Below are 17,792 nucleotides of genomic sequence, written 5' to 3'. Positions count from 1 at the left end.
TTGTAAATGATGGGATTTAGCGGTATACTGTAAGTGGCTCATTGGGACAACCTCCTGTTTGTTTCGTCACTTACAGTATAGTCCAAATGGGCTTTTTATGGTGTTTTGAGTTTAACTAGCACCACGGGTTAATGTTATTTTTTAATATTAGAGATTTGTACCAAGTTTGAATTAGAATGATATTTTTTGTTAAAGTAGCTATTCTGTATTTAGTTATTGGGGGATATGGGCAAATAGCTATAGAGAGTATTTATCAACGTGATAAAAAATAGATATGGATAAGAAATTTAATTTATGTTATGATATAAGTGTAATAAAGGAGAGAAGATGCAGAATAATTTACTTGTATTGCAATCAGATTTTGGTTTGGTAGATGGGGCTGTATCGGCAATGGTCGGTGTAGCTTTAGAGGAATCCCCAACGTTAAAAATACATCATTTGACCCATGATATTACGCCTTATAATATTTTTGAGGGAAGCTATCGTTTGTTTCAAACGGTGAATTATTGGCCGGAAGGGACAACGTTTGTATCCGTTGTGGATCCAGGTGTCGGTTCTAAGCGTAAAAGCGTGGTTGCCAAAGCTGTACAAAATCAGTATATTGTCACGCCAAATAACGGAACACTTTCGTTTATCAAGAAACATGTGGGAATTGCAGCGATTCGTGAGATTTCGGAAGTGGAAAATCGACGAAAGAATACGGAAAATTCTTATACGTTTCATGGTCGGGATGTTTATGCTTATACTGGTGCGAAGTTAGCAAGCGGGCATATTACTTTTGAGGAAGTGGGTCCGGAATTAAGTATAGATGAAATTGTAGAAATTCCTGTTGTGGAAACGACAATTGGGAATGATTTTGTTAGTGGGGCTATTGATATTTTAGATGTTCGTTTTGGTTCGCTATGGACGTCTATTACACGTGAGGAATTTTATACTCTTAGTCCTGAATTTGGTAATCGGTTTGAGGTCACGATTTATAATAACGATATGCTGGTCTATCAGAACCAGGTGACTTATGGGAAATCTTTTGCGGATGTACGGATTGGTCAGCCGATTTTGTATATCAATTCTCTTTATCGTGTTGGTCTTGCTATCAATCAGGGGTCTTTTGCGAAGGCCTATAATGTAGGAGTCGGAGCGCAATGGAGTATTGAAATCAAGCGGATTGAAAAATAAATAATAAAGGAGATTATTATGAAAAATAATTCAATAAGAAGTGTTGTCGCAACGGGGATTGGTGCAGCTCTCTTCGTCGTTATTGGAATGATTAGTATTCCAACTCCTGTGCCAAATACGAGCATTCAATTGCAGTATGCTTTGCAGGCCTTGTTTAGTGTGATTTTTGGTCCGGTGGTTGGATTTTTAACGGGCTTCATCGGGCATGCCTTAAAAGATTCTTTGCAATATGGAAATCCTTGGTGGTCATGGGTCATTGCCAGCGGTTTGTTTGGCTTGATTGTTGGACTGTTTCGGAAAAGAATCCGTGTTACACAAGGTATTTTTGAAGCAAAAGATATTGTATCGTTTAATGTGATTCAATTGTTGGCCAATGCTGTGGTGTGGATTGTCATCGCCCCGCTTGGTGATATTTTGATTTACAATGAGCCTGCAAACAAGGTGTTTGTCCAAGGTGTTGTTGCAACGATTTCTAATGGTTTGACCGTTGCCATTGCGGGAACAGTGCTTTTGCTAGCTTATGCCCGCACGCAAACCAAATCAGGAAGTTTGAAAAAAGATTAGTGACAGGAAGCGGGAGTGAGACGGAGAGAAGGTTTGAAAATGATTCTTCCTACTCTCACCACTGCGTTGTTGGTTTATTGCACAGTATGCTTTGAAGCTGGAGATGTTTGTTCCAGCCTTTTTATTTTTAATTTCAATAAAATATCACACAAAATGTAATTTATATATTGCATTTTATATAATATAGTGTGTAATAGTAGTGAAGAAGGAGAGTGGATCATGAAAATTATTCAAAAAGTAAGAGATTTTTATTTTCATGAGTCTCAGTTTTAGTTGCTTAACTCATGATTTCACTCTGCACGCTACAAAGAAAAATGGTTCTGACTCAGAGGATAAAGAGAATGGCAAAAAATCTTAAACTAAAAATGGCTCGGGTTGAGCATGATTTGACCCAGAGAGATTTGGCAGATGCGATTGGTGCCACGCGACAAACGATTGGTTTAATTGAAGCGGGGAAATACAATCCTAGTCTCGGTCTCTGTATTGCAATTTGTAAACGATTGGATAAAACATTAGATCAATTATTTTGGGAGGAGGCTAAAGATGGAAATTAAAAAGAAAAGAGTCTTTCAAGATGAGCGAACGATACAGATGGAACAAAAATTAGGTAATGAGGTTGCTTTTTTAGTGGTTATCTTGTTGTTGACTTCTATCTTTATTAAATTGATATTTTTGCATCTATCAATTGAAGCGTGTTTATCGGAAATTGTGATAATAGTAGGAATGGAGCTTTATGCGATTATTCGTTCTTGGAAGCTTGGTTTGGCAATTCGTCAGTATGATTCAGAAAAAGGATTGAAAAGTCGTTTAGTAAACGGATTTACGGTGGCATTCATTATTTTATCTGCTTCTTTTGTTGGCAAGTTCTCTAAAATACAGCTATATTTGAATCAGCACTCAATTTTAAAATTTTTAGTTATTCTAGTGACGATTGCTTTGGTTTCTTGTCTTTTGGATAGAGGAGTTGATTGGTTGAATATCAAATGTCAGAGACAATTGGAAAAAGAATTAGAAGAATAGCAAAGGAGAGCAGATGAAATTCATAAAACGTCAGATTTTGGATGAGCGAGAAGAGCAACTGGTCAATAAAGCAGGAATGGAAGCTTTTAGTTTTCTGATGACTAGTAATCTTACCTTTTATATTGGAAATATTTTTATCCATTCGGGCAAGGTCTATACACAGCTATTCCTGTTCTCAAGTCTCATTGCATTCCTATACTTTTTGGAACGTTGCTGGCGGCTAGGAGCTAATTATTTTAATAGTTTTACCTTCACTATTTGGGGTGTTATGGCAATGACGGCTTTGGTGACGGTTGTGATTTTGGTGCAGAATTTTCAAATCAATCATACTGTTTATCAGAATAATCCATTGCATGCCAAGTTTTTAGTTGTGATTCCGATTACGTTTCTGATTTACCTTCCAATCATGATAGTGTTCAATCTGATACTAGAAGTTATTGGGAAATGGCAGAAGATGCGATTTGAGAAATATTTAGCGGATTTAGAAGATGAATCATGAGCAAAATAAAGGATTGTTTTGGCGGCGAAAAGGACGAGCGTATTCGGCAAGGGGCATACAAGGCTGAAGCCTATGCATTTCGATTTTTACTGGTACTTTTGATAATTGCAATCAGTATCAAGTTTTTCTTTCTTGATTCTCCAATAGAAGGTTATGTTGATGAATTAGCAGCGTTTTTGCTTGCTAGATGTATTCAATTAGCTTTTAAATAAATACAATCAACACCGTCGAGACAAGATTGATATGGAAATAGAAGATTCTGAATAAAAGAGGATGGAATTCTTTTGGGAGAGAAACAGTTCATTGTTATGAATACAGATACAGAGGCAGGGACAATATGCTCCCTGCTTTGCTTTATAATGATAAAACGCGCTGTGATTGAGCTTTTCATTTCCTTTTTAGGCTTAAGAAAGTACCTAATGCGGAAAATATTGTCTGGGTAAGCTGTCAGAGGGTCAGACGGAGTAAACTGGTATTGGTTTATGTCATCCGAGGGTCGGACGGAGCAAACTGATTTTGGTTCATGTCATCCGAGGGTCAGACAGAGCAAACTGATTTTAGTTCATGTTATCTGAGGGTCGGATAGAGCAAACTGATTTTAGTTCATGTTATCTGAGGGTCGGACAGAGTAAACTAGTTTTGGTTCATATCATCCAAGGCTCAGACAGAGCAAACTAGTTTTAGTTTATATAGTCCGAGGCTCGGACAGAGCAAATGAGTTTTAGTTTGCTTCGTCGACTGGGTCGAGCATTTTTTAACCATTGTCACACTTTCTCATTAACCGTGTAGGGTTGGCAAGAAGCTGAACGCTTGTTGTTTGGTCAGATTCTTTTTCACGTTCAAAGTTTAATTTAGCGGTAATGTTCGCAGACTTCAAAATTGATTTTCATCTTATTTTCTTTTATGCTACAATAGAATGAGTAAGTACAAGAGGAGAAGTGGATGATTTTAGAGGAATTTGATGAAAATCGTCAGGCGATTATCAATCCAGAAGATTTGGTTGAGGCGTTGCCGGATTTTCCAGAAACAGTAGTATCTTGCTTTGCCCGTGAGACCTTTAAGCGCATGCTGGCTGATTTTCAGCATGAGTTGCTAGCTTCTACTTCTATGGCAAATATTGAGATTCCTATTTACAAGGTTTTTGTGGAAGAAAGAGAAATAGCTCTGTTTAATGCACCAGTCGGGGCATCTGCCTGTGTGGCGATTTTGGAAGATTTGATTGCCTTTGGAATGAAGAAGCTGGTTCTCTTTGGGACTTGTGGGGTTTTGGATGAGGATATTAGGGAAACATCTATTATCGTGCCCCATACTGCGATTCGTGATGAAGGGACTAGTTATCATTACCTGCCGGCTTCTGATGAGATAGAAGTAAATGTTGGCTTGCGGGATTTTCTGCTTTCTTTTTTAACGAAAAATAAGATTTCCCATTCGACTGGGAAAGTTTGGACGACAGATGGTATTTATCGGGAAACGGCTGCGAAACTTCGGACGCGAAAAGATGCGGGAGCGATTTGTGTAGATATGGAATGTGCGGCGGTTGCAGCTTTGGCAGCTTTTCGTGAGATTTCCGTTTGCCATTTCTTTTATGCGGCGGATCACTTGTCAGAAGAAGCCTGGGATATGCGCAATTTAGCCAATCATGCAGACCTAGACGAAAAAGACAAAGTGGCTAACTTGGCGATCCAGCTCGCCCTTGCCTTATAGAGAACATGCTATGAAAAAACCAATTATTCAATTTGAAAACTTTAGTTTTCAGTATCAAGCACAGACAGAACCAACCTTGAAAAATGTTGATTTGACGATTTATGAGGGGGAAAAGGTCTTAATCGTGGGGCCGTCTGGTTCGGGGAAGTCCACTCTGGGACAATGCTTAAATGGCATTATTCCAACTATTTATCATGGAGAAATGACTGGGAATCTGTGGATTCAAGGTAAGTCTGCGTTTGGCAGCAGCATTTATGACTTGTCCAATCTTGTCAGTACCGTCTTGCAAGACACAGACGGTCAATTTATCGGGCTGAGTGTCGCGGAAGATCTGGCTTTTGCTTTGGAAAATGACATGGTGGATTTGCCGACGATGAGAGAAAAGGTGCATTTGTGGGCGGAGAAATTGGATTTGTTATCGCTGTTACACCAGCGTCCCCAAGACTTATCTGGTGGGCAAAAGCAGCGGGTCAGTTTGGCCGGGGTGCTGATTGACGAAAGTCCGATTTTGCTCTTTGATGAACCTTTGGCAAACTTAGATCCGAAGTCGGGACAGGATACGATTGAGCTGATTGATCAGATTCATGCGGAAGCAGGAACAACAACGATTGTTATCGAGCACCGTCTGGAAGATGTGCTGTATCGGTCTATTGATCGAATCGTCCTCATCAATGACGGACAAATTCTCTTTAACGGCAGTCCTGATGACCTGCTGCATACGCAGTTATTAGCCGAAAATGGGATTCGAGAGCCGCTTTATCTGACCACCTTGCGTCAGCTTGGTTTTCAGCTGGAAAATTCTGCACAGTTAGCAAATTTAGCTCAGATAGATGTCTCTACTGTTCAGTTTTCGGGTGAAAAAGTCTCTATTCAAAAACCACAGGCCCAGGATAATTTGCTGGAGTTGAAAAATGTCCACTTTGCTTACGGTGAGAAAAAGGTTTTACAAGATATTGATTTTACAATCTCTAAAGGCGAAAAAATTGCCATTGTCGGGAAAAACGGTGCGGGAAAATCCACGTTAGCTAAAGCGCTCTGCCAGTTTATCGCAACAGAAGGAAGCTATACTTGGCAGGGAAGAGACATCAAAGGCGATTCCATTAAGGAGCGGGCAGAACGGATTGGTTACGTTTTGCAAAATCCAAACCAGATGATTTCCACGACCATGATTTTTGATGAGGTTGCCTTGGGCTTGAAGCTGCGTGGGATTGCAGAAGATGAGATAAAAGAGCGTGTATTGGCTGTGCTGAAAAACTGTGGTTTATATGAATTTCGGCATTGGCCCATTTCTGCTCTGTCTTTTGGGCAAAAGAAGCGGGTGACCATTGCTTCGATTTTAGTGTTAAATCCAGAGATTATCCTTTTAGATGAGCCAACGGCTGGCCAAGATCAACGCAATTATACAGAAATCATGAATTTCTTAGATGAGTTGAACCAAAAAGGGCATACGATTATCATGATTACGCATGATATGCAGCTGATGCTGGATTATTCTGACCGTGCGGTTGTGATGTTAGACGGAAAGATCTTGGCAGACAAAACACCGGCCGAAGTTTTGACAGATAAGACTTTGATTCATGCAGCGAACCTTAAGGAAACGTCTATCTTTTCCTTGGCTGAGAAATTAAACGTTGATCCACTAGCTTTAACAGAATTTTATATGCAAGAAAGGGAGGAAAGCCATGCTTAATCAGCAAAAACTTATTGGTTACCATGCGGGAACGACCTTTTTGCATCGCCTATCCGGAGCGAGTAAGTTACTGTTTTTCATTTTGGTATCAACTGCAGCGATGATTAGTTACGATACTCGCTTGCTGTTGGTCATTGCGATTGGCTCACTCTTTCTTTTTAGAGTGTCGAACATTCATTTTAAAGATGTATCGTTTGTTTTGGCTTTTGCAGGTGTTTTTGCCGCTTTGAATCTTATCATGGTCTATCTGTTTGCTCCTCAGTACGGAGTGGAGATTTATGGTCAACAAACGGTCTGGTTCAGCGGATTAGGCAGTTATACCGTAACTGCGCAGGAAATCTTTTACCTGTTTAATCTGTTCTTGAAATATCTCTGTACCATTCCTTTGGCAGTTATTTTTCTAATGACCACTCACCCTAGTCAGTTTGCGTCCAGTATGAATCAAATCGGAATTCCTTATAAAATTGCCTATTCTGTCAGTTTGACGCTGCGCTATATTCCTGACCTGCAGGAGGAATTTTACCTAATTAGAATGTCGCAAGAAGCGCGTGGACTGGAATTGTCCAAAAAAGCAAAATTAAGCCAGCGTATCAAAGGGAACCTGCAAATCATTATTCCATTGATTTTTAGCTCACTGGAGCGGATTGATACGATTGCAACAGCCATGGAATTGCGGCGTTTTGGTAAAAATAAAAAGCGGACTTGGTACACTTATCAGGCTTTTCAGAGGTTGGATATTGAAGTGATTTTGCTGGCTATTTTATTTTTACTGCTGAGCTTCCTACTCTTTTTTGTCAATCACGGTCGCTTTTACAATCCTTGGTTATAAATGAGAATTGAAATGTACATAGGAGGAAGAAAATGATTGCATTGGTAACAGGAGCTTCAGCTGGTTTTGGTCAAGCTATTTGTCGTCGCTTGGTGGCAGAAGGTCACCGAGTGATTGGAGTAGCGAGAAGATCAGAAAAATTAACGCAACTTCGAGAGGAGCTAGGTCTTGAAAATTTTTATCCGCTTCAAATGGATGTGTCGGATACAAAAAGCGTGGATCAGGCTTTAGAACATTTGCCAGAGGCTTGGCGGACGATTGATATTTTGGTCAACAATGCAGGTTTAGCATTGGGTTTAGACAAGGCTTATGAGGCAGATATGCAAGATTGGCTGACAATGATTCAGACCAATATTATTGGTTTGGTTTATCTAACACGTCAGATCCTACCGCAAATGGTAGAGCGAGATAGCGGATTGATTATCAATCTAGGTTCGACTGCTGGAACGGTTCCTTATCCAGGTGCCAACGTCTATGGAGCTAGTAAAGCATTCGTGAAGCAATTTTCTTTGAATTTACGTGCTGATTTGGCAGGACATCATATTCGTGTTACTAACATTGAACCCGGTCTTTGTGAGGGAACAGAATTTTCAAATGTCCGATTTAAAGGGGACGATCAACGAGCTGAAAAATTGTATGAAGGAGCTCATGCTATTCAGCCAGTTGATATTGCCAATACTGTTGCTTGGATTGTTGGACAGCCTCTTCATGTCAATATTAACCGGATTGAAATCATGCCTGTTTCACAAACATTTGGAGCGCAGCCTGTTTTTCGAGAAGAATAGATGAGATAGAATGGGGAGAGTATGACAGAAATAAACCTTTTGTTTTCAATTGATGATCGCTATGTAGAGCAATTTAAAACAACCTTGTATTCCGTTTACCTAAATTCACCGTCAGCTTTGCTGCATGTGTTTGTCTTGCAAAAACAATTGTTAGAAAAGAATGCGGAGATTGAGGATTTTTGTGCAGCATTAGGGATCATCTATGAACCAGTCGTGATTGGTGAAAAAGCTTTTGAAGATGCTCCAAGTACTGATCGGTATCCAGAAACAATCTACTATCGCTTGCTGGCACATGAATACCTTCCTCAAGATTTGGATCGGATTCTTTATTTGGATGCAGATATTTTATGTTTGAACGACATTTGTCCTCTTTATGAAATGGAGTTGGGAGCTTCTTTGTATGCTGCGGCTAGTCATGGATCAGATGACAATATGACAGATTTAGTCAATAAGCTGCGCTTACAAAATTTTGAGGCAGAAAGTTATTATAATTCAGGCGTTTTGCTTATGAATTTGACCGCCATTCGAAAAGAAGTGAAACGAGAAAAGATTTTAGAATACATTGCTCAAAATAGTTTTAAACTCTTTTTACCGGATCAAGATGTGCTAAATGCCTTGTATGGGCATTTGACAATTCAAATTCCAGATGAATTGTATAATTATGATGCACGCTACAATGTGCTGTATTATGCTCGGAGTAAAGGAGAGTGGGACTTGGATTGGGTGATTGAGAACACCGTTTTTCTTCACTTTTGCGGTCGAGATAAGCCTTGGCTGACAGAATACCACGGACGCTATGCCGCACTTTACAAGCATTACCAACATCGCAGCCGAAAAGTTGGCAGATAAAAACGAAACCAACCAATTAAATGGTTGGCTTTTCTTTTTATAACGGCCGTTTATTAGGTATCCCTGCTTTGCGCGGGTATTTATTGGGAGTTTCTTTTTTTTTGCCAACAACCGTGATATACCGCGGGTCGCCATTGGGGAGTTGGTAATGAATGTTTTCTTCGACTTTGCTGAAAAGAAGGCTAAGCGCGGTTTTTGCTTCTGTCAATTCCTCAGGGGCATTAGTAGCTTTGAGTGCTAAAAGACGTCCACCAACTTTAAGAAAAGGAATGGTCAGTTCAGCTAAGATTTGCATACGGGCGACGGCGCGTGCAGTGACAATATCAAACTGGGCGCGAAAGTCTTTATCTTGAGCAAAATCTTCTGCCCGACCATGATAAAAATGAACGTTTTCCAAACCTAACTCGTCAGCCAAGTGATTTAAAAATAGAATACGCTTGTTTAGAGAATCAATAATCGTCACATCTAGCGCTGGATAGAGGATTTTGATCGGAAGACTCGGAAAACCTGCTCCAGCTCCAATGTCCAGCAGTTTAATGTCTTTATTGTCAATCAATCCCTGTAAAATCGGTGCAATGGAGTCATAGAAATGCTTGAGATAGACTTCCTTTTTCTCAGTAATAGCTGTCAGATTAATTTTTTTATTCCATTCAACGAGCAGTTCAAAATAGCGTTCAAACTGCATCTGTTGTTGGTCCGTGAGTTCAATCTGTTGCTGTTTTAAAAGTTCATAAAATTCTTTGGGTGTCATCATTTGTCCTTACTTGTATCTTCTTGCTTCTATTATATCAAATAATCAGAAGAGAATCTTCAAAATTTCTCTTTTGAAGAAGTCTAAATTTTTATTCTTTTCATTTTTCTGGTATAATGTCTATAATAAATTTAAAGGAGAATGATTATGTGGATGATTATTTTAGCCATTGTTGTGGTACTGATATTGTTTGTGATTGCTAGTTACAACGGTCTAGTGAAAAGTCGGATGCAGACCAAAGAAGCCTGGAGTCAAATTGATGTTCAGTTAAAACGTCGAAATGATTTGCTGCCAAATTTGATTGAAACGGTCAAAGGGTATGCTAAATATGAAGCATCAACGCTTGAAAAGGTAACAGAGCTTCGTCGTCAAGTGGCAGCTGCTACAACGCCAGCAGAAGCTATGAAAGCAAGTGATGCCTTGACGCGTCAGATTTCTGGTATTTTTGCAGTTGCAGAAAATTACCCAGAGTTAAAAGCAAGCGCGAACTTTGTAAAATTGCAAGAAGAATTGACTAATACTGAAAATAAAATTTCGTATTCTCGTCAACTTTATAATAGTGTAACAAGCAATTACAATGTGAAGCTGGAAACATTTCCAAGTAATATTATTGCCGGAATGTTTAGCTTTAAGCCGGCAGATTTCTTAGCTGTCCCAGAAGAAGAAAAATCCGTACCAAAAGTTGATTTTAGCGGTCTAGGTGACTAATATGCTCTTTGATCAAATTGCTAGTAATAAAAGACGAACGTGGGTTCTCTTAATTGCTTTTTTTGCTCTGTTAGCGATTATTGGTGCTGCGGTAGGGTATTTATGGTTAGATTCAACTCTCGGTGGTGTGATAATTGCCTTTATCATTGGCGGCATTTATGCTTTTAGCATGATTTTTCAGTCTACTGAGGTTGTCATGTCTATGAACGGTGCTCGACAAGTCACTGAGGCTGAAGCTCCTGATTTGTACCATGTGGTAGAAGATATGGCGATGGTAGCGCAAGTTCCGATGCCACGGGTATATATTGTAGAGGATTCATCGCCTAATGCCTTTGCGACGGGCTCAAAGCCTGAAAATGCAGCAGTTGCCGCAACGACAGGGCTGTTAAATCTAATGAACCGTGAAGAGTTAGAAGCGGTCATCGGGCATGAAGTGAGCCATATCCGTAATTATGATATTCGGATTTCGACAATTGCGGTAGCACTTGCCAGTGCAGTGACCATGCTATCTAGCTTAGCTGGGCGTATGATGTGGTTTGGTGGCGGTGGTCGCAGACGTGATAGTCGAGATAATGACAACGGTTTAGGAATTTTGATGCTGATTCTGTCGCTTATTGCGATTATCTTGGCTCCTTTAGCAGCAACGTTGGTTCAATTAGCCATTTCTCGTCAGCGTGAATTTTTGGCAGACGCTTCAAGTGTAGAATTAACTCGCAATCCACAAGGGATGATTAACGCTCTCTTGAAATTAGAAAATAGCGAGCCGATGCACCACAAAGTTGATGACGCTAGTGCAGCTCTCTATATCAATGATCCGAAAAAAGAAAGTGGACTTCAAAAGCTATTTTACACTCATCCGCCGATTTCAGAGCGAGTAGAGCGCTTAAGAAAAATGTAAAAAGGTTGAGATAGACTATATGGTTGTGCAGCAATCATGACTGTCTGTCCCAATCTTTTTTTGTATTTAACCATATAAATTTTAGTTACGATAGCCTTATCTATGTTGTTTTTGGAATGAGAGTAAGAGAGATAGCACGCCACAGATTGTAAACACAATCCAAGTAACTTTCATATTCCAAATAGCGAGACTGGTAAAGATCATTGTTCCAAATGGGACAGAAAAACTAAATAGCAAACTCAGGAAGTTAGAAGTCTGTGCTAAGATATCTGATGGAAGTTTGCTGAGGAGCATGCTGTTGATTTTTGGATTGACTTTTCCGGAAAGATACATGATAAAGAAAACAGCAAAAATAGTAAGGAAAACAGGTAGCTGGAGAAGATTTATGAAGCCAATTAGAGCAATGGTTAAAGTAGCCCAAAAAGCAATTTTATTGACGGAAAGTTTACTAAAATAATCATTGGGAGTCAGGCTGGCAGAGACAACTCCTAAAATAATCGTTGTTTCAAAAATGAGAAGAGATTGACTGAAAGGGAGTCCAAATAAAGGGTGATCCAATAAATAAAGATTGTAAATGGCCATAATAGAGCCGCCGAGTGCATTGAGCATTAGTATCTGAAAGAGTAAGGTCAAAAAATGGCTGTCTCCGTTTTGCTCAAAAATTAATTTAGAACTTTGATACATTTCTAGGAATTGTTGTTTGAGAGGAAGAGGATTTTCATTTTCTTTGACTGGGTCATGGGTGAGTTTATGTCGAACAAAATAAAGAGTAGTGGAAGAAAGTAGGAAGGCTAAGGCATTGATGAAGGCGACCAACGCAAATTGTTGGTTGCTGACAGCAAGAAGCCAAACCCCTAATGCTTGTCCGGCTAGATTACAGAGATAAGCAATTAGTTGCATAAAGGAGAAAGCCGGTATCATCTCTTCCTCTGCTAGATTCTTTTTCAAAATAGGCATTTGCAGGCCACTACGATAATCACTCATCATATCTGATACGATATTTAGCAAACAAACGACAGAAAAAGCTAGATAAGAAGTTGAGCGAGTTAGACATGCTACAAAGACAAAAAGCAGGGCTTGGAGATAGCCCATGTGAATGAGCCAACGAGCTTTATGGGCTGTTTGATCAGCTTTCATTCCCACAAAGATAGTGAAAAATACTGGAACGAGAACGATAAAATTAGCAATTCCAACAGCAAATTTAGGATTTGGTAAACTGGATGCAAAGACTACAAAAACAATATTATAAATGGAAGAACCCAAGATATTGAATATGCGTGACAGACTAATAAAAGCAAATACTTTATTTCTCAAAATAAGTTTCATGATAACCTCCTATGTGTGTTGCATTGATTATAACAAGCAAAAAAGTAAATTCAATAGTCTTTTCGCAAGTGGGAATAAAGTTTAAGTAAGTGAACGATATGGAAAAGTAACTTGCAAGTAAACTTTATGTATTTTAGTATAAATGAAAAAATGCAACGTTAGCAAAACGTTGCACATATTCAACAAAAGTTAATTTTCTTTGAGGAGCTTTTCAATTCCATTTTGATAGTATTCGGCACCAGTCTGGCAATCTAATAGTTGCAAGATATGGACAGCTTGCTTCATTTGTTTCAATCCGTTTTCTTTATTTCCTTGAAGGAATAGGAGTTCTCCTTGAGCGAATTTAAAAACGATTCGTAGATAGGCTTCATTTTCCTTATAAAAATGAGCTTTAATCCAGTTTTCGAAGAAAGTAGCTTCTGCAAAGTGTCTTGATTCAATAGCTAGAAAGAAGCCATTTATAAAAATGGTATGAATAGTATAACGATTGCTCTCAAATAAGCCTAAAAAATCTTTTCTGTTGACCATTTCTTTTGTATATTGTGTATAAAGTTTTGAGGAGAGAATAGTTGTACAAAAGGCGAAAAGTTTAAGTTCATACAAACCCCAAATATCCACAGAAAAGAGATAATTATGAAGAAAGTTACTTTCCTCTGTGGAAGCTGTAACTCCATCTTTTAGGGCACAAAGAAAACCTTTGACAATAATAGCTTCAATCATATCTTCTTTTTTTCTGGATTTTTGATATAGAGCTTGTTTTTATAAGTAAAAAGCTTCGATAAAATCTGGATTATCAGACTGTTCTTGAAGGGTGTCAATTAGTTGTTGTTCGGAATTTTTTTGATGTCCATGAGCTGCTAGAGTAAATTCTTTAACATCTGTGTGGATGTTTTCAAGAGCTGTAAATAATTTTTGAGCAGAAAGCTCACTCTGACCATTTTCAAAACGTGACAGCATAGACTTTGAAAATTCTCCTCCGGTTGCTTCTATCAATGAAATATGTCTAGCTTCTCGGAAAGATTTAAATATACGACCTAAATTCTCCATCGCAATCCTCCTTTTGATTGTTATTATTATAACAAAATAATAGTTTCTCTCCTATTTATCATCTCAAAAATGGTATAATAAAACTAGAAATCTAAATACAAATGAGGAAATGATGTTATATATTCAAGAAATTCGTAAAAATCCAGATGGTCTTGCTTTTGAGCAAGGATTTGATTTGACACAAGAATTGCAAGTACGCAATCCTGAAATTTTAAATGTCCAAGATATTTTTGCAAGTGGAAGAGTGCAATATGAGGACGGTCTTTATTTTTTAGATTACGATTTATCTTATACCATTACACTGGCATCAAGTCGCAGTATGGAGCCAGTAGAGCAAAAAGAAAGCTACTTAGTGAATGAAGTTTTTGCCGATGCGCATAGTGGAAAAGTAGACCAGGATTTGATAGCGGATGATTTGGTGTTGCCGATTGAAAATGAAGAAATCGATTTAGCTGAAAGTGTGGCAGATAATATTTTATTGCATATCCCTCTTAAAGTGCTGACAGCCGAGGAGGAAGCGAGTGATAGCATGCCTTCAGGAAATGATTGGCAGGTCATGACCGAAGAAGAGTATCAGCAAAGTAAACAAGAGCAAAAAGAGAAGAACAGTCCTTTTGCAAGCCTGCAAGGTCTATTTGATGAGGAGTGAAAAATCTAATTTTTGTTTGCCATATTTTTTATTGGAAAAAGGAGTAAAAGATGCAAAAATACATAAAAAGATTAGAGCATGATTTTTCTGAAATAAAAAATGGTTTTAAAGAATTTGAGAAAATAGCGCAGTTAGATTTTGAAAGCTATGAAGAAAAAGAAGTGTATGCATTAGCTAAATTAGCTTATCAATCAGAGGTATATCAAGTTCGGATGTATGCTGTCTTTTTATTCGGATATCTGTCTGATGATAAAGCAGTTTTGCATTTTATGAAAGAAGAAGTGTCGAAAGATAAAAATTGGAGAATTCAGGAAATTCTAGCAAAATCCTTTGATGAGCATTGCAAAAGAGTTGGATATGAGCAATCTCTAGATGTAATTGATGAGTGGTTACATGCAGAACAGCCAAATACAAGAAGAGCAGTAACAGAAGGTTTACGAATATGGACTAGCAGACCTTATTTTAATGAGAATCCTCAGGAAGCGATAAAAAGATTGTCGAACTTAAGATTAGACTCTAGTGAATACGTAAGAAAGTCCGTAGGGAATGCTTTAAAAGATATTAGTAAAAAATTTCCAGAACTTGTAAAATCGGAACTCAAGACGTGGGGAACCAATAAAGCAGAGCGACAGGTTTATCAATTAGCTAGTAAATTCATTAGCACACATATATAAATATAAGGGCTTGTATTCTATAGACAACTTTTTCATATATAAAAGACTATTCTCCGTCACTCGTCCGTTATTAAAGTTTTTTGAAATATATTCAGTATTCTTGCAAATTTTTGTCTAGATTAACTGAGGAGTGAATCTTCGTCTGACAAAACTATCTTTGCGGGGACAGGCTCTAAGAATTATTTTACTTATATGTTTTTCTATTTATGCTAGCAAATAGTTTCATGTAAAATAACAAATCCTTTATTTTCACGCATAAAAATGATAAAATAAAACAAACTAAAAAGAGGAGTACAAAATGACAAAAGCGAATTTTGGTGTTGTTGGTATGGCCGTCATGGGTCGTAACCTTGCCCTTAATATTGAATCTCGTGGCTATACAGTAGCAATTTACAACCGCTCAGCGAATAAAACAGAAGATGTGATTGCATCTCACCCTGAAAAAAACTTTGTTCCAAGTTATGATGTGGAAAGTTTTGTAAATTCTATCGAAAAACCACGTCGTATCATGCTCATGGTCAAAGCTGGACCAGGAACTGATGCAACGATTCAGGCACTTTTACCTTTCCTTGATAAGGGAGATATCTTAATTGACGGTGGAAATACTTTCTATAAAGACACTATTCGTCGTTCAGAAGAATTGGCAAATTCAGGAATCAATTTTATCGGGACAGGAGTATCTGGTGGTGAAAAAGGTGCGCTTGAAGGACCGTCTATCATGCCTGGTGGGCAAAAAGAAGCTTATGAATTAGTAGCAGACGTGTTGGAAGAAATTTCAGCGAAAGCACCAGAAGACGGTGCGCCATGTGTGACTTACATCGGTCCAAACGGTGCAGGTCATTATGTAAAAATGGTTCACAATGGGATTGAATATGGCGATATGCAATTGATTGCAGAAAGCTATGATTTAATGCAACACTTGCTTGGATTTTCAGCAGCAGAAATGGCTGACATCTTTACAGAATGGAATAAAGGTGAGTTAGATAGCTATCTGATTGAAATCACTGCTGATATTTTGACTCGTAAAGATGATGAAGGTCAAGATGGACCAATCGTTGATTATATTTTGGATGCGGCTGGAAATAAAGGAACTGGTAAATGGACGAGTCAATCAGCTCTTGACTTTGGTGTGCCGCTTCCGCTCATTACAGAGTCTGTCTTTGCGCGCTATATTTCTGCTTATAAAGATGAACGTGTGGCTGCAAGCAAGGTTCTTCCAAAACCAGCTGCATTTAAATTTGAAGGAGACAAGGCTGAATTGATTGAAAAAATTCGTCAAGCCCTATACTTCTCGAAAATTATGTCTTATGCACAAGGTTTCTCACAATTGCGTGTAGCATCTAAAGAACAGGATTGGAATCTTCCGTTTGGTGAAATTGCTTCTATTTGGCGTGCTGGTTGTATCATTCGTGCTCGTTTCTTGCAAAAAATTACAGATGCATACAGTCGCAATGCAAATCTTGCAAACTTACTGCTTGACGAATATTTTATGGACGTCACTGCCAAATACCAACAAGCTGTTCGTGATGTAGTAGCTTTGGCTGTTCAAGCAGGTGTGCCGGTACCAACGTTCTCTAGTGCAATTGCTTACTTTGATAGCTATCGTGCAGAAAACTTGCCAGCCAATTTAATTCAAGCGCAACGCGATTACTTTGGTGCGCATACGTATGAACGTAAGGACAAAGAAGGAATTTACCACTATTCTTGGTATGATGAAAAATAGGATAGGCTATGGCGAAGCGGATTTTATTAGTTGAGAAAGAAAAAAAGTTAGCACAATTTATTGGCTTAGAACTACAAAAAGAAGGTTATCGAGTTGATCTTTTTGAAACAGGAAAAGATGCTTTAGCGTCTGCGCGAGCGAATCAATACGATTTATTCCTGTTGAATTTTATGCTTGACGATATGACAGGAACAGAATTTGCTGCACAATTAAGTGTGATAAAGCCTGCTTCGGTCATCATTGTATTGGATAATCGTGATAATATTCTTCAATATACTGAGAAAATCCAACGCTTTGCTGTTGCTTACATGGTAGAACCATTCATTGTGACGGACTTAGTTGAAAAAATTTCTGCCATTTTTCGTGGACGTGATTTTATTGATCAGCATTGTAGTCAGATGAAAGTTCCAACATCTTATCGGAATCTTCGGATTGATGTGCAAAATCATACAGTTTATCGAGGTGAAGAAGTGATTGCTTTGACTCGACGAGAATATGATTTATTAGCAACATTGATGGGAAGCCATCAAGCTTTAAGCCGTGAACAGCTGTTAGAGCGCGTGTGGAAATATGAAGGAGCTGTTGAAACAAATGTTGTTGATGTTTATATTCGCTATCTTCGTAGTAAAATTGATATAGCGGGGCAAAAAAGTTATATAAAAACCGTGCGTGGTGTTGGTTATGCTATGCAAGAATAACTCTGAGGTGCAGGAAATATCGTTTTTCTGCACTTTTCTAATGGGCGTATTTCCCTAGTCTATTACAATTTGCAAGCAAGAAATAGGAAAAATTTTTAAAATATTATATAAAAATGCTTTACAAAATAAAAATATATGATATAATTAAAGGGTCAAATAAATGCAAACGTTTTCGTAAAACGTTTGTGGAATTTTTATAAGG

20 protein-coding genes and 1 pseudogene are annotated in these 17,792 nt (G+C 38.3%); 17 read left to right on the top strand and 4 right to left on the bottom strand.

All coding sequences use genetic code 11. From position 1 onward, the window contains the following. Positions 1 to 327 precede the first annotated feature (327 nt). The 11 genes from ACOMA9_RS03740 (at position 328) to ACOMA9_RS03690 (ending at position 9,116) form a co-directional block, all read left to right on the top strand. Positions 328 to 1,176 carry an SAM hydrolase/SAM-dependent halogenase family protein gene (locus ACOMA9_RS03740; protein ID WP_421424686.1) on the top strand — a complete coding sequence of 283 codons (849 nt, stop codon included), beginning with the start codon at positions 328 to 330 and terminating at the stop codon, positions 1,174 to 1,176. Between the two features lie 15 nt (positions 1,177 to 1,191). After that, positions 1,192 to 1,740 carry an ECF-type riboflavin transporter substrate-binding protein gene (locus ACOMA9_RS03735; protein ID WP_326845677.1) on the top strand — a complete coding sequence of 183 codons (549 nt, stop codon included), beginning with the start codon at positions 1,192 to 1,194 and terminating at the stop codon, positions 1,738 to 1,740. Positions 1,741 to 2,081: 341 nt separating this feature from the next. Next, complete coding sequence (locus tag ACOMA9_RS03730) at positions 2,082 to 2,294, top strand: helix-turn-helix transcriptional regulator (RefSeq protein WP_037619081.1); 213 nt, start codon at positions 2,082 to 2,084, stop codon at positions 2,292 to 2,294. Further along, positions 2,284 to 2,760 carry a DUF6773 family protein gene (locus ACOMA9_RS03725; RefSeq protein ID WP_330945360.1) on the top strand — a complete coding sequence of 159 codons (477 nt, stop codon included), beginning with the start codon at positions 2,284 to 2,286 and terminating at the stop codon, positions 2,758 to 2,760. The genes ACOMA9_RS03730 and ACOMA9_RS03725 overlap by 11 nt, the downstream gene beginning before the upstream one ends. A gap of 13 nt (positions 2,761 to 2,773) precedes the next feature. Next, positions 2,774 to 3,259 carry a DUF6773 family protein gene (locus ACOMA9_RS03720; RefSeq protein WP_330945359.1) on the top strand — a complete coding sequence of 162 codons (486 nt, stop codon included), beginning with the start codon at positions 2,774 to 2,776 and terminating at the stop codon, positions 3,257 to 3,259. Further along, positions 3,256 to 3,471, top strand: a complete 216-nt coding sequence (locus ACOMA9_RS03715; RefSeq protein ID WP_330945358.1) for a DUF6773 family protein — start codon at positions 3,256 to 3,258, stop codon at positions 3,469 to 3,471. Before ACOMA9_RS03720 ends, ACOMA9_RS03715 begins: the two co-directional genes overlap by 4 nt. A gap of 730 nt (positions 3,472 to 4,201) precedes the next feature. Beyond that, entirely contained in the window at positions 4,202 to 4,963 is a 762-nt protein-coding gene (locus ACOMA9_RS03710) for a nucleoside phosphorylase (protein ID WP_330945357.1), read from the top strand. Between the two features lie 10 nt (positions 4,964 to 4,973). Next, positions 4,974 to 6,653 carry an ABC transporter ATP-binding protein gene (locus ACOMA9_RS03705; protein WP_330945356.1) on the top strand — a complete coding sequence of 560 codons (1,680 nt, stop codon included), beginning with the start codon at positions 4,974 to 4,976 and terminating at the stop codon, positions 6,651 to 6,653. Beyond that, on the top strand, positions 6,646 to 7,482 hold the full coding sequence (locus ACOMA9_RS03700; protein ID WP_270737029.1) for an energy-coupling factor transporter transmembrane component T family protein: 837 nt from the start codon (positions 6,646 to 6,648) through the stop codon (positions 7,480 to 7,482). The genes ACOMA9_RS03705 and ACOMA9_RS03700 overlap by 8 nt, the downstream gene beginning before the upstream one ends. A gap of 32 nt (positions 7,483 to 7,514) precedes the next feature. Then, positions 7,515 to 8,267 (top strand): SDR family oxidoreductase, encoded by a 753-nt coding sequence (locus ACOMA9_RS03695; protein WP_270737030.1) that lies wholly within the window; start codon positions 7,515 to 7,517, stop codon positions 8,265 to 8,267. Between the two features lie 21 nt (positions 8,268 to 8,288). Next, positions 8,289 to 9,116, top strand: a complete 828-nt coding sequence (locus ACOMA9_RS03690) for a glycosyltransferase family 8 protein (RefSeq protein WP_421424682.1) — start codon at positions 8,289 to 8,291, stop codon at positions 9,114 to 9,116. A gap of 37 nt (positions 9,117 to 9,153) precedes the next feature. On the opposite strand, the gene rsmG is transcribed toward ACOMA9_RS03690, so the two are convergent. Next, positions 9,154 to 9,867, bottom strand: a complete 714-nt coding sequence (gene rsmG / locus ACOMA9_RS03685; protein ID WP_421424680.1) for a 16S rRNA (guanine(527)-N(7))-methyltransferase RsmG — start codon at positions 9,865 to 9,867, stop codon at positions 9,154 to 9,156. 147 nt (positions 9,868 to 10,014) lie between these two features. Here rsmG and ACOMA9_RS03680 point away from each other — a divergent pair, with 147 nt between their 5' ends. Further along, on the top strand, positions 10,015 to 10,575 hold the full coding sequence (locus tag ACOMA9_RS03680; RefSeq protein ID WP_080979205.1) for a LemA family protein: 561 nt from the start codon (positions 10,015 to 10,017) through the stop codon (positions 10,573 to 10,575). A gap of 1 nt (position 10,576) precedes the next feature. Next, positions 10,577 to 11,473, top strand: a complete 897-nt coding sequence (gene htpX / locus ACOMA9_RS03675) for a zinc metalloprotease HtpX (RefSeq protein ID WP_421424678.1) — start codon at positions 10,577 to 10,579, stop codon at positions 11,471 to 11,473. 96 nt (positions 11,474 to 11,569) lie between these two features. Here the strand turns inward: htpX and ACOMA9_RS03670 are convergent, their stop codons facing one another. The 3 genes and pseudogenes from ACOMA9_RS03670 to ACOMA9_RS09780 form a co-directional block, all read right to left on the bottom strand. Next, positions 11,570 to 12,799 carry an MFS transporter gene (locus tag ACOMA9_RS03670; protein ID WP_421424676.1) on the bottom strand — a complete coding sequence of 410 codons (1,230 nt, stop codon included), beginning with the start codon at positions 12,797 to 12,799 and terminating at the stop codon, positions 11,570 to 11,572. Between the two features lie 189 nt (positions 12,800 to 12,988). Next, positions 12,989 to 13,537, bottom strand: a pseudogene (locus ACOMA9_RS09785) (Rgg family transcriptional regulator); the annotation flags it as partial. Between the two features lie 21 nt (positions 13,538 to 13,558). After that, positions 13,559 to 13,846 carry a helix-turn-helix domain-containing protein gene (locus ACOMA9_RS09780; RefSeq protein WP_462127919.1) on the bottom strand — a complete coding sequence of 96 codons (288 nt, stop codon included), beginning with the start codon at positions 13,844 to 13,846 and terminating at the stop codon, positions 13,559 to 13,561. Between the two features lie 112 nt (positions 13,847 to 13,958). Here ACOMA9_RS09780 and ACOMA9_RS03660 point away from each other — a divergent pair, with 112 nt between their 5' ends. The 4 genes from ACOMA9_RS03660 (at position 13,959) to ACOMA9_RS03645 (ending at position 17,590) form a co-directional block, all read left to right on the top strand. Beyond that, positions 13,959 to 14,495 (top strand): DUF177 domain-containing protein, encoded by a 537-nt coding sequence (locus ACOMA9_RS03660; protein ID WP_330945361.1) that lies wholly within the window; start codon positions 13,959 to 13,961, stop codon positions 14,493 to 14,495. Between the two features lie 50 nt (positions 14,496 to 14,545). Next, complete coding sequence (locus tag ACOMA9_RS03655) at positions 14,546 to 15,169, top strand: DNA alkylation repair protein (RefSeq protein WP_106083574.1); 624 nt, start codon at positions 14,546 to 14,548, stop codon at positions 15,167 to 15,169. A gap of 298 nt (positions 15,170 to 15,467) precedes the next feature. Further along, positions 15,468 to 16,892: an NADP-dependent phosphogluconate dehydrogenase gene (gene gndA, locus ACOMA9_RS03650; protein WP_151379988.1), complete on the top strand. Its 1,425-nt coding sequence runs from the start codon at positions 15,468 to 15,470 to the stop codon at positions 16,890 to 16,892. Positions 16,893 to 16,900: 8 nt separating this feature from the next. Beyond that, the gene (locus ACOMA9_RS03645) at positions 16,901 to 17,590 is read left to right on the top strand and encodes a response regulator transcription factor (protein WP_247906440.1); all 690 of its coding nucleotides are present in this window, start codon (positions 16,901 to 16,903) and stop codon (positions 17,588 to 17,590) included. The last annotated feature ends 202 nt before the right edge of the window (positions 17,591 to 17,792 follow it).

The organism is Streptococcus atopicus, from assembly GCF_049166725.1.
Taxonomy (GTDB): domain Bacteria; phylum Bacillota; class Bacilli; order Lactobacillales; family Streptococcaceae; genus Streptococcus; species Streptococcus hominis.
Note: the sequence above shows the minus strand (reverse complement) of the source record. Positions and strands in the feature narration are given on the sequence as shown.

Bases quoted from the DNA above. Each gene is read 5' to 3' on its own strand.
- rsmG (WP_421424680.1), bottom strand. From the start codon at position 9,867: ATGACACCCAAAGAATTTTATGAACTTTTAAAACAGCAACAGATTGAA.
- ACOMA9_RS03730 (WP_037619081.1), top strand. From the start codon at position 2,082: ATGGCAAAAAATCTTAAACTAAAAATGGCTCGGGTTGAGCATGATTTG.
- ACOMA9_RS03680 (WP_080979205.1), top strand. From the start codon at position 10,015: ATGTGGATGATTATTTTAGCCATTGTTGTGGTACTGATATTGTTTGTG.
- gndA (WP_151379988.1), top strand. From the start codon at position 15,468: ATGACAAAAGCGAATTTTGGTGTTGTTGGTATGGCCGTCATGGGTCGT.
- ACOMA9_RS03690 (WP_421424682.1), top strand. From the start codon at position 8,289: ATGACAGAAATAAACCTTTTGTTTTCAATTGATGATCGCTATGTAGAG.
- ACOMA9_RS09780 (WP_462127919.1), bottom strand. From the start codon at position 13,846: ATGGAGAATTTAGGTCGTATATTTAAATCTTTCCGAGAAGCTAGACAT.
- ACOMA9_RS03715 (WP_330945358.1), top strand. From the start codon at position 3,256: ATGAGCAAAATAAAGGATTGTTTTGGCGGCGAAAAGGACGAGCGTATT.
- ACOMA9_RS03660 (WP_330945361.1), top strand. From the start codon at position 13,959: ATGTTATATATTCAAGAAATTCGTAAAAATCCAGATGGTCTTGCTTTT.
- ACOMA9_RS03710 (WP_330945357.1), top strand. From the start codon at position 4,202: ATGATTTTAGAGGAATTTGATGAAAATCGTCAGGCGATTATCAATCCA.
- htpX (WP_421424678.1), top strand. From the start codon at position 10,577: ATGCTCTTTGATCAAATTGCTAGTAATAAAAGACGAACGTGGGTTCTC.
- ACOMA9_RS03725 (WP_330945360.1), top strand. From the start codon at position 2,284: ATGGAAATTAAAAAGAAAAGAGTCTTTCAAGATGAGCGAACGATACAG.
- ACOMA9_RS03645 (WP_247906440.1), top strand. From the start codon at position 16,901: ATGGCGAAGCGGATTTTATTAGTTGAGAAAGAAAAAAAGTTAGCACAA.
- ACOMA9_RS03655 (WP_106083574.1), top strand. From the start codon at position 14,546: ATGCAAAAATACATAAAAAGATTAGAGCATGATTTTTCTGAAATAAAA.
- ACOMA9_RS03720 (WP_330945359.1), top strand. From the start codon at position 2,774: ATGAAATTCATAAAACGTCAGATTTTGGATGAGCGAGAAGAGCAACTG.
- ACOMA9_RS03705 (WP_330945356.1), top strand. From the start codon at position 4,974: ATGAAAAAACCAATTATTCAATTTGAAAACTTTAGTTTTCAGTATCAA.
- ACOMA9_RS03740 (WP_421424686.1), top strand. From the start codon at position 328: ATGCAGAATAATTTACTTGTATTGCAATCAGATTTTGGTTTGGTAGAT.
- ACOMA9_RS03700 (WP_270737029.1), top strand. From the start codon at position 6,646: ATGCTTAATCAGCAAAAACTTATTGGTTACCATGCGGGAACGACCTTT.
- ACOMA9_RS03670 (WP_421424676.1), bottom strand. From the start codon at position 12,799: ATGAAACTTATTTTGAGAAATAAAGTATTTGCTTTTATTAGTCTGTCA.
- ACOMA9_RS03695 (WP_270737030.1), top strand. From the start codon at position 7,515: ATGATTGCATTGGTAACAGGAGCTTCAGCTGGTTTTGGTCAAGCTATT.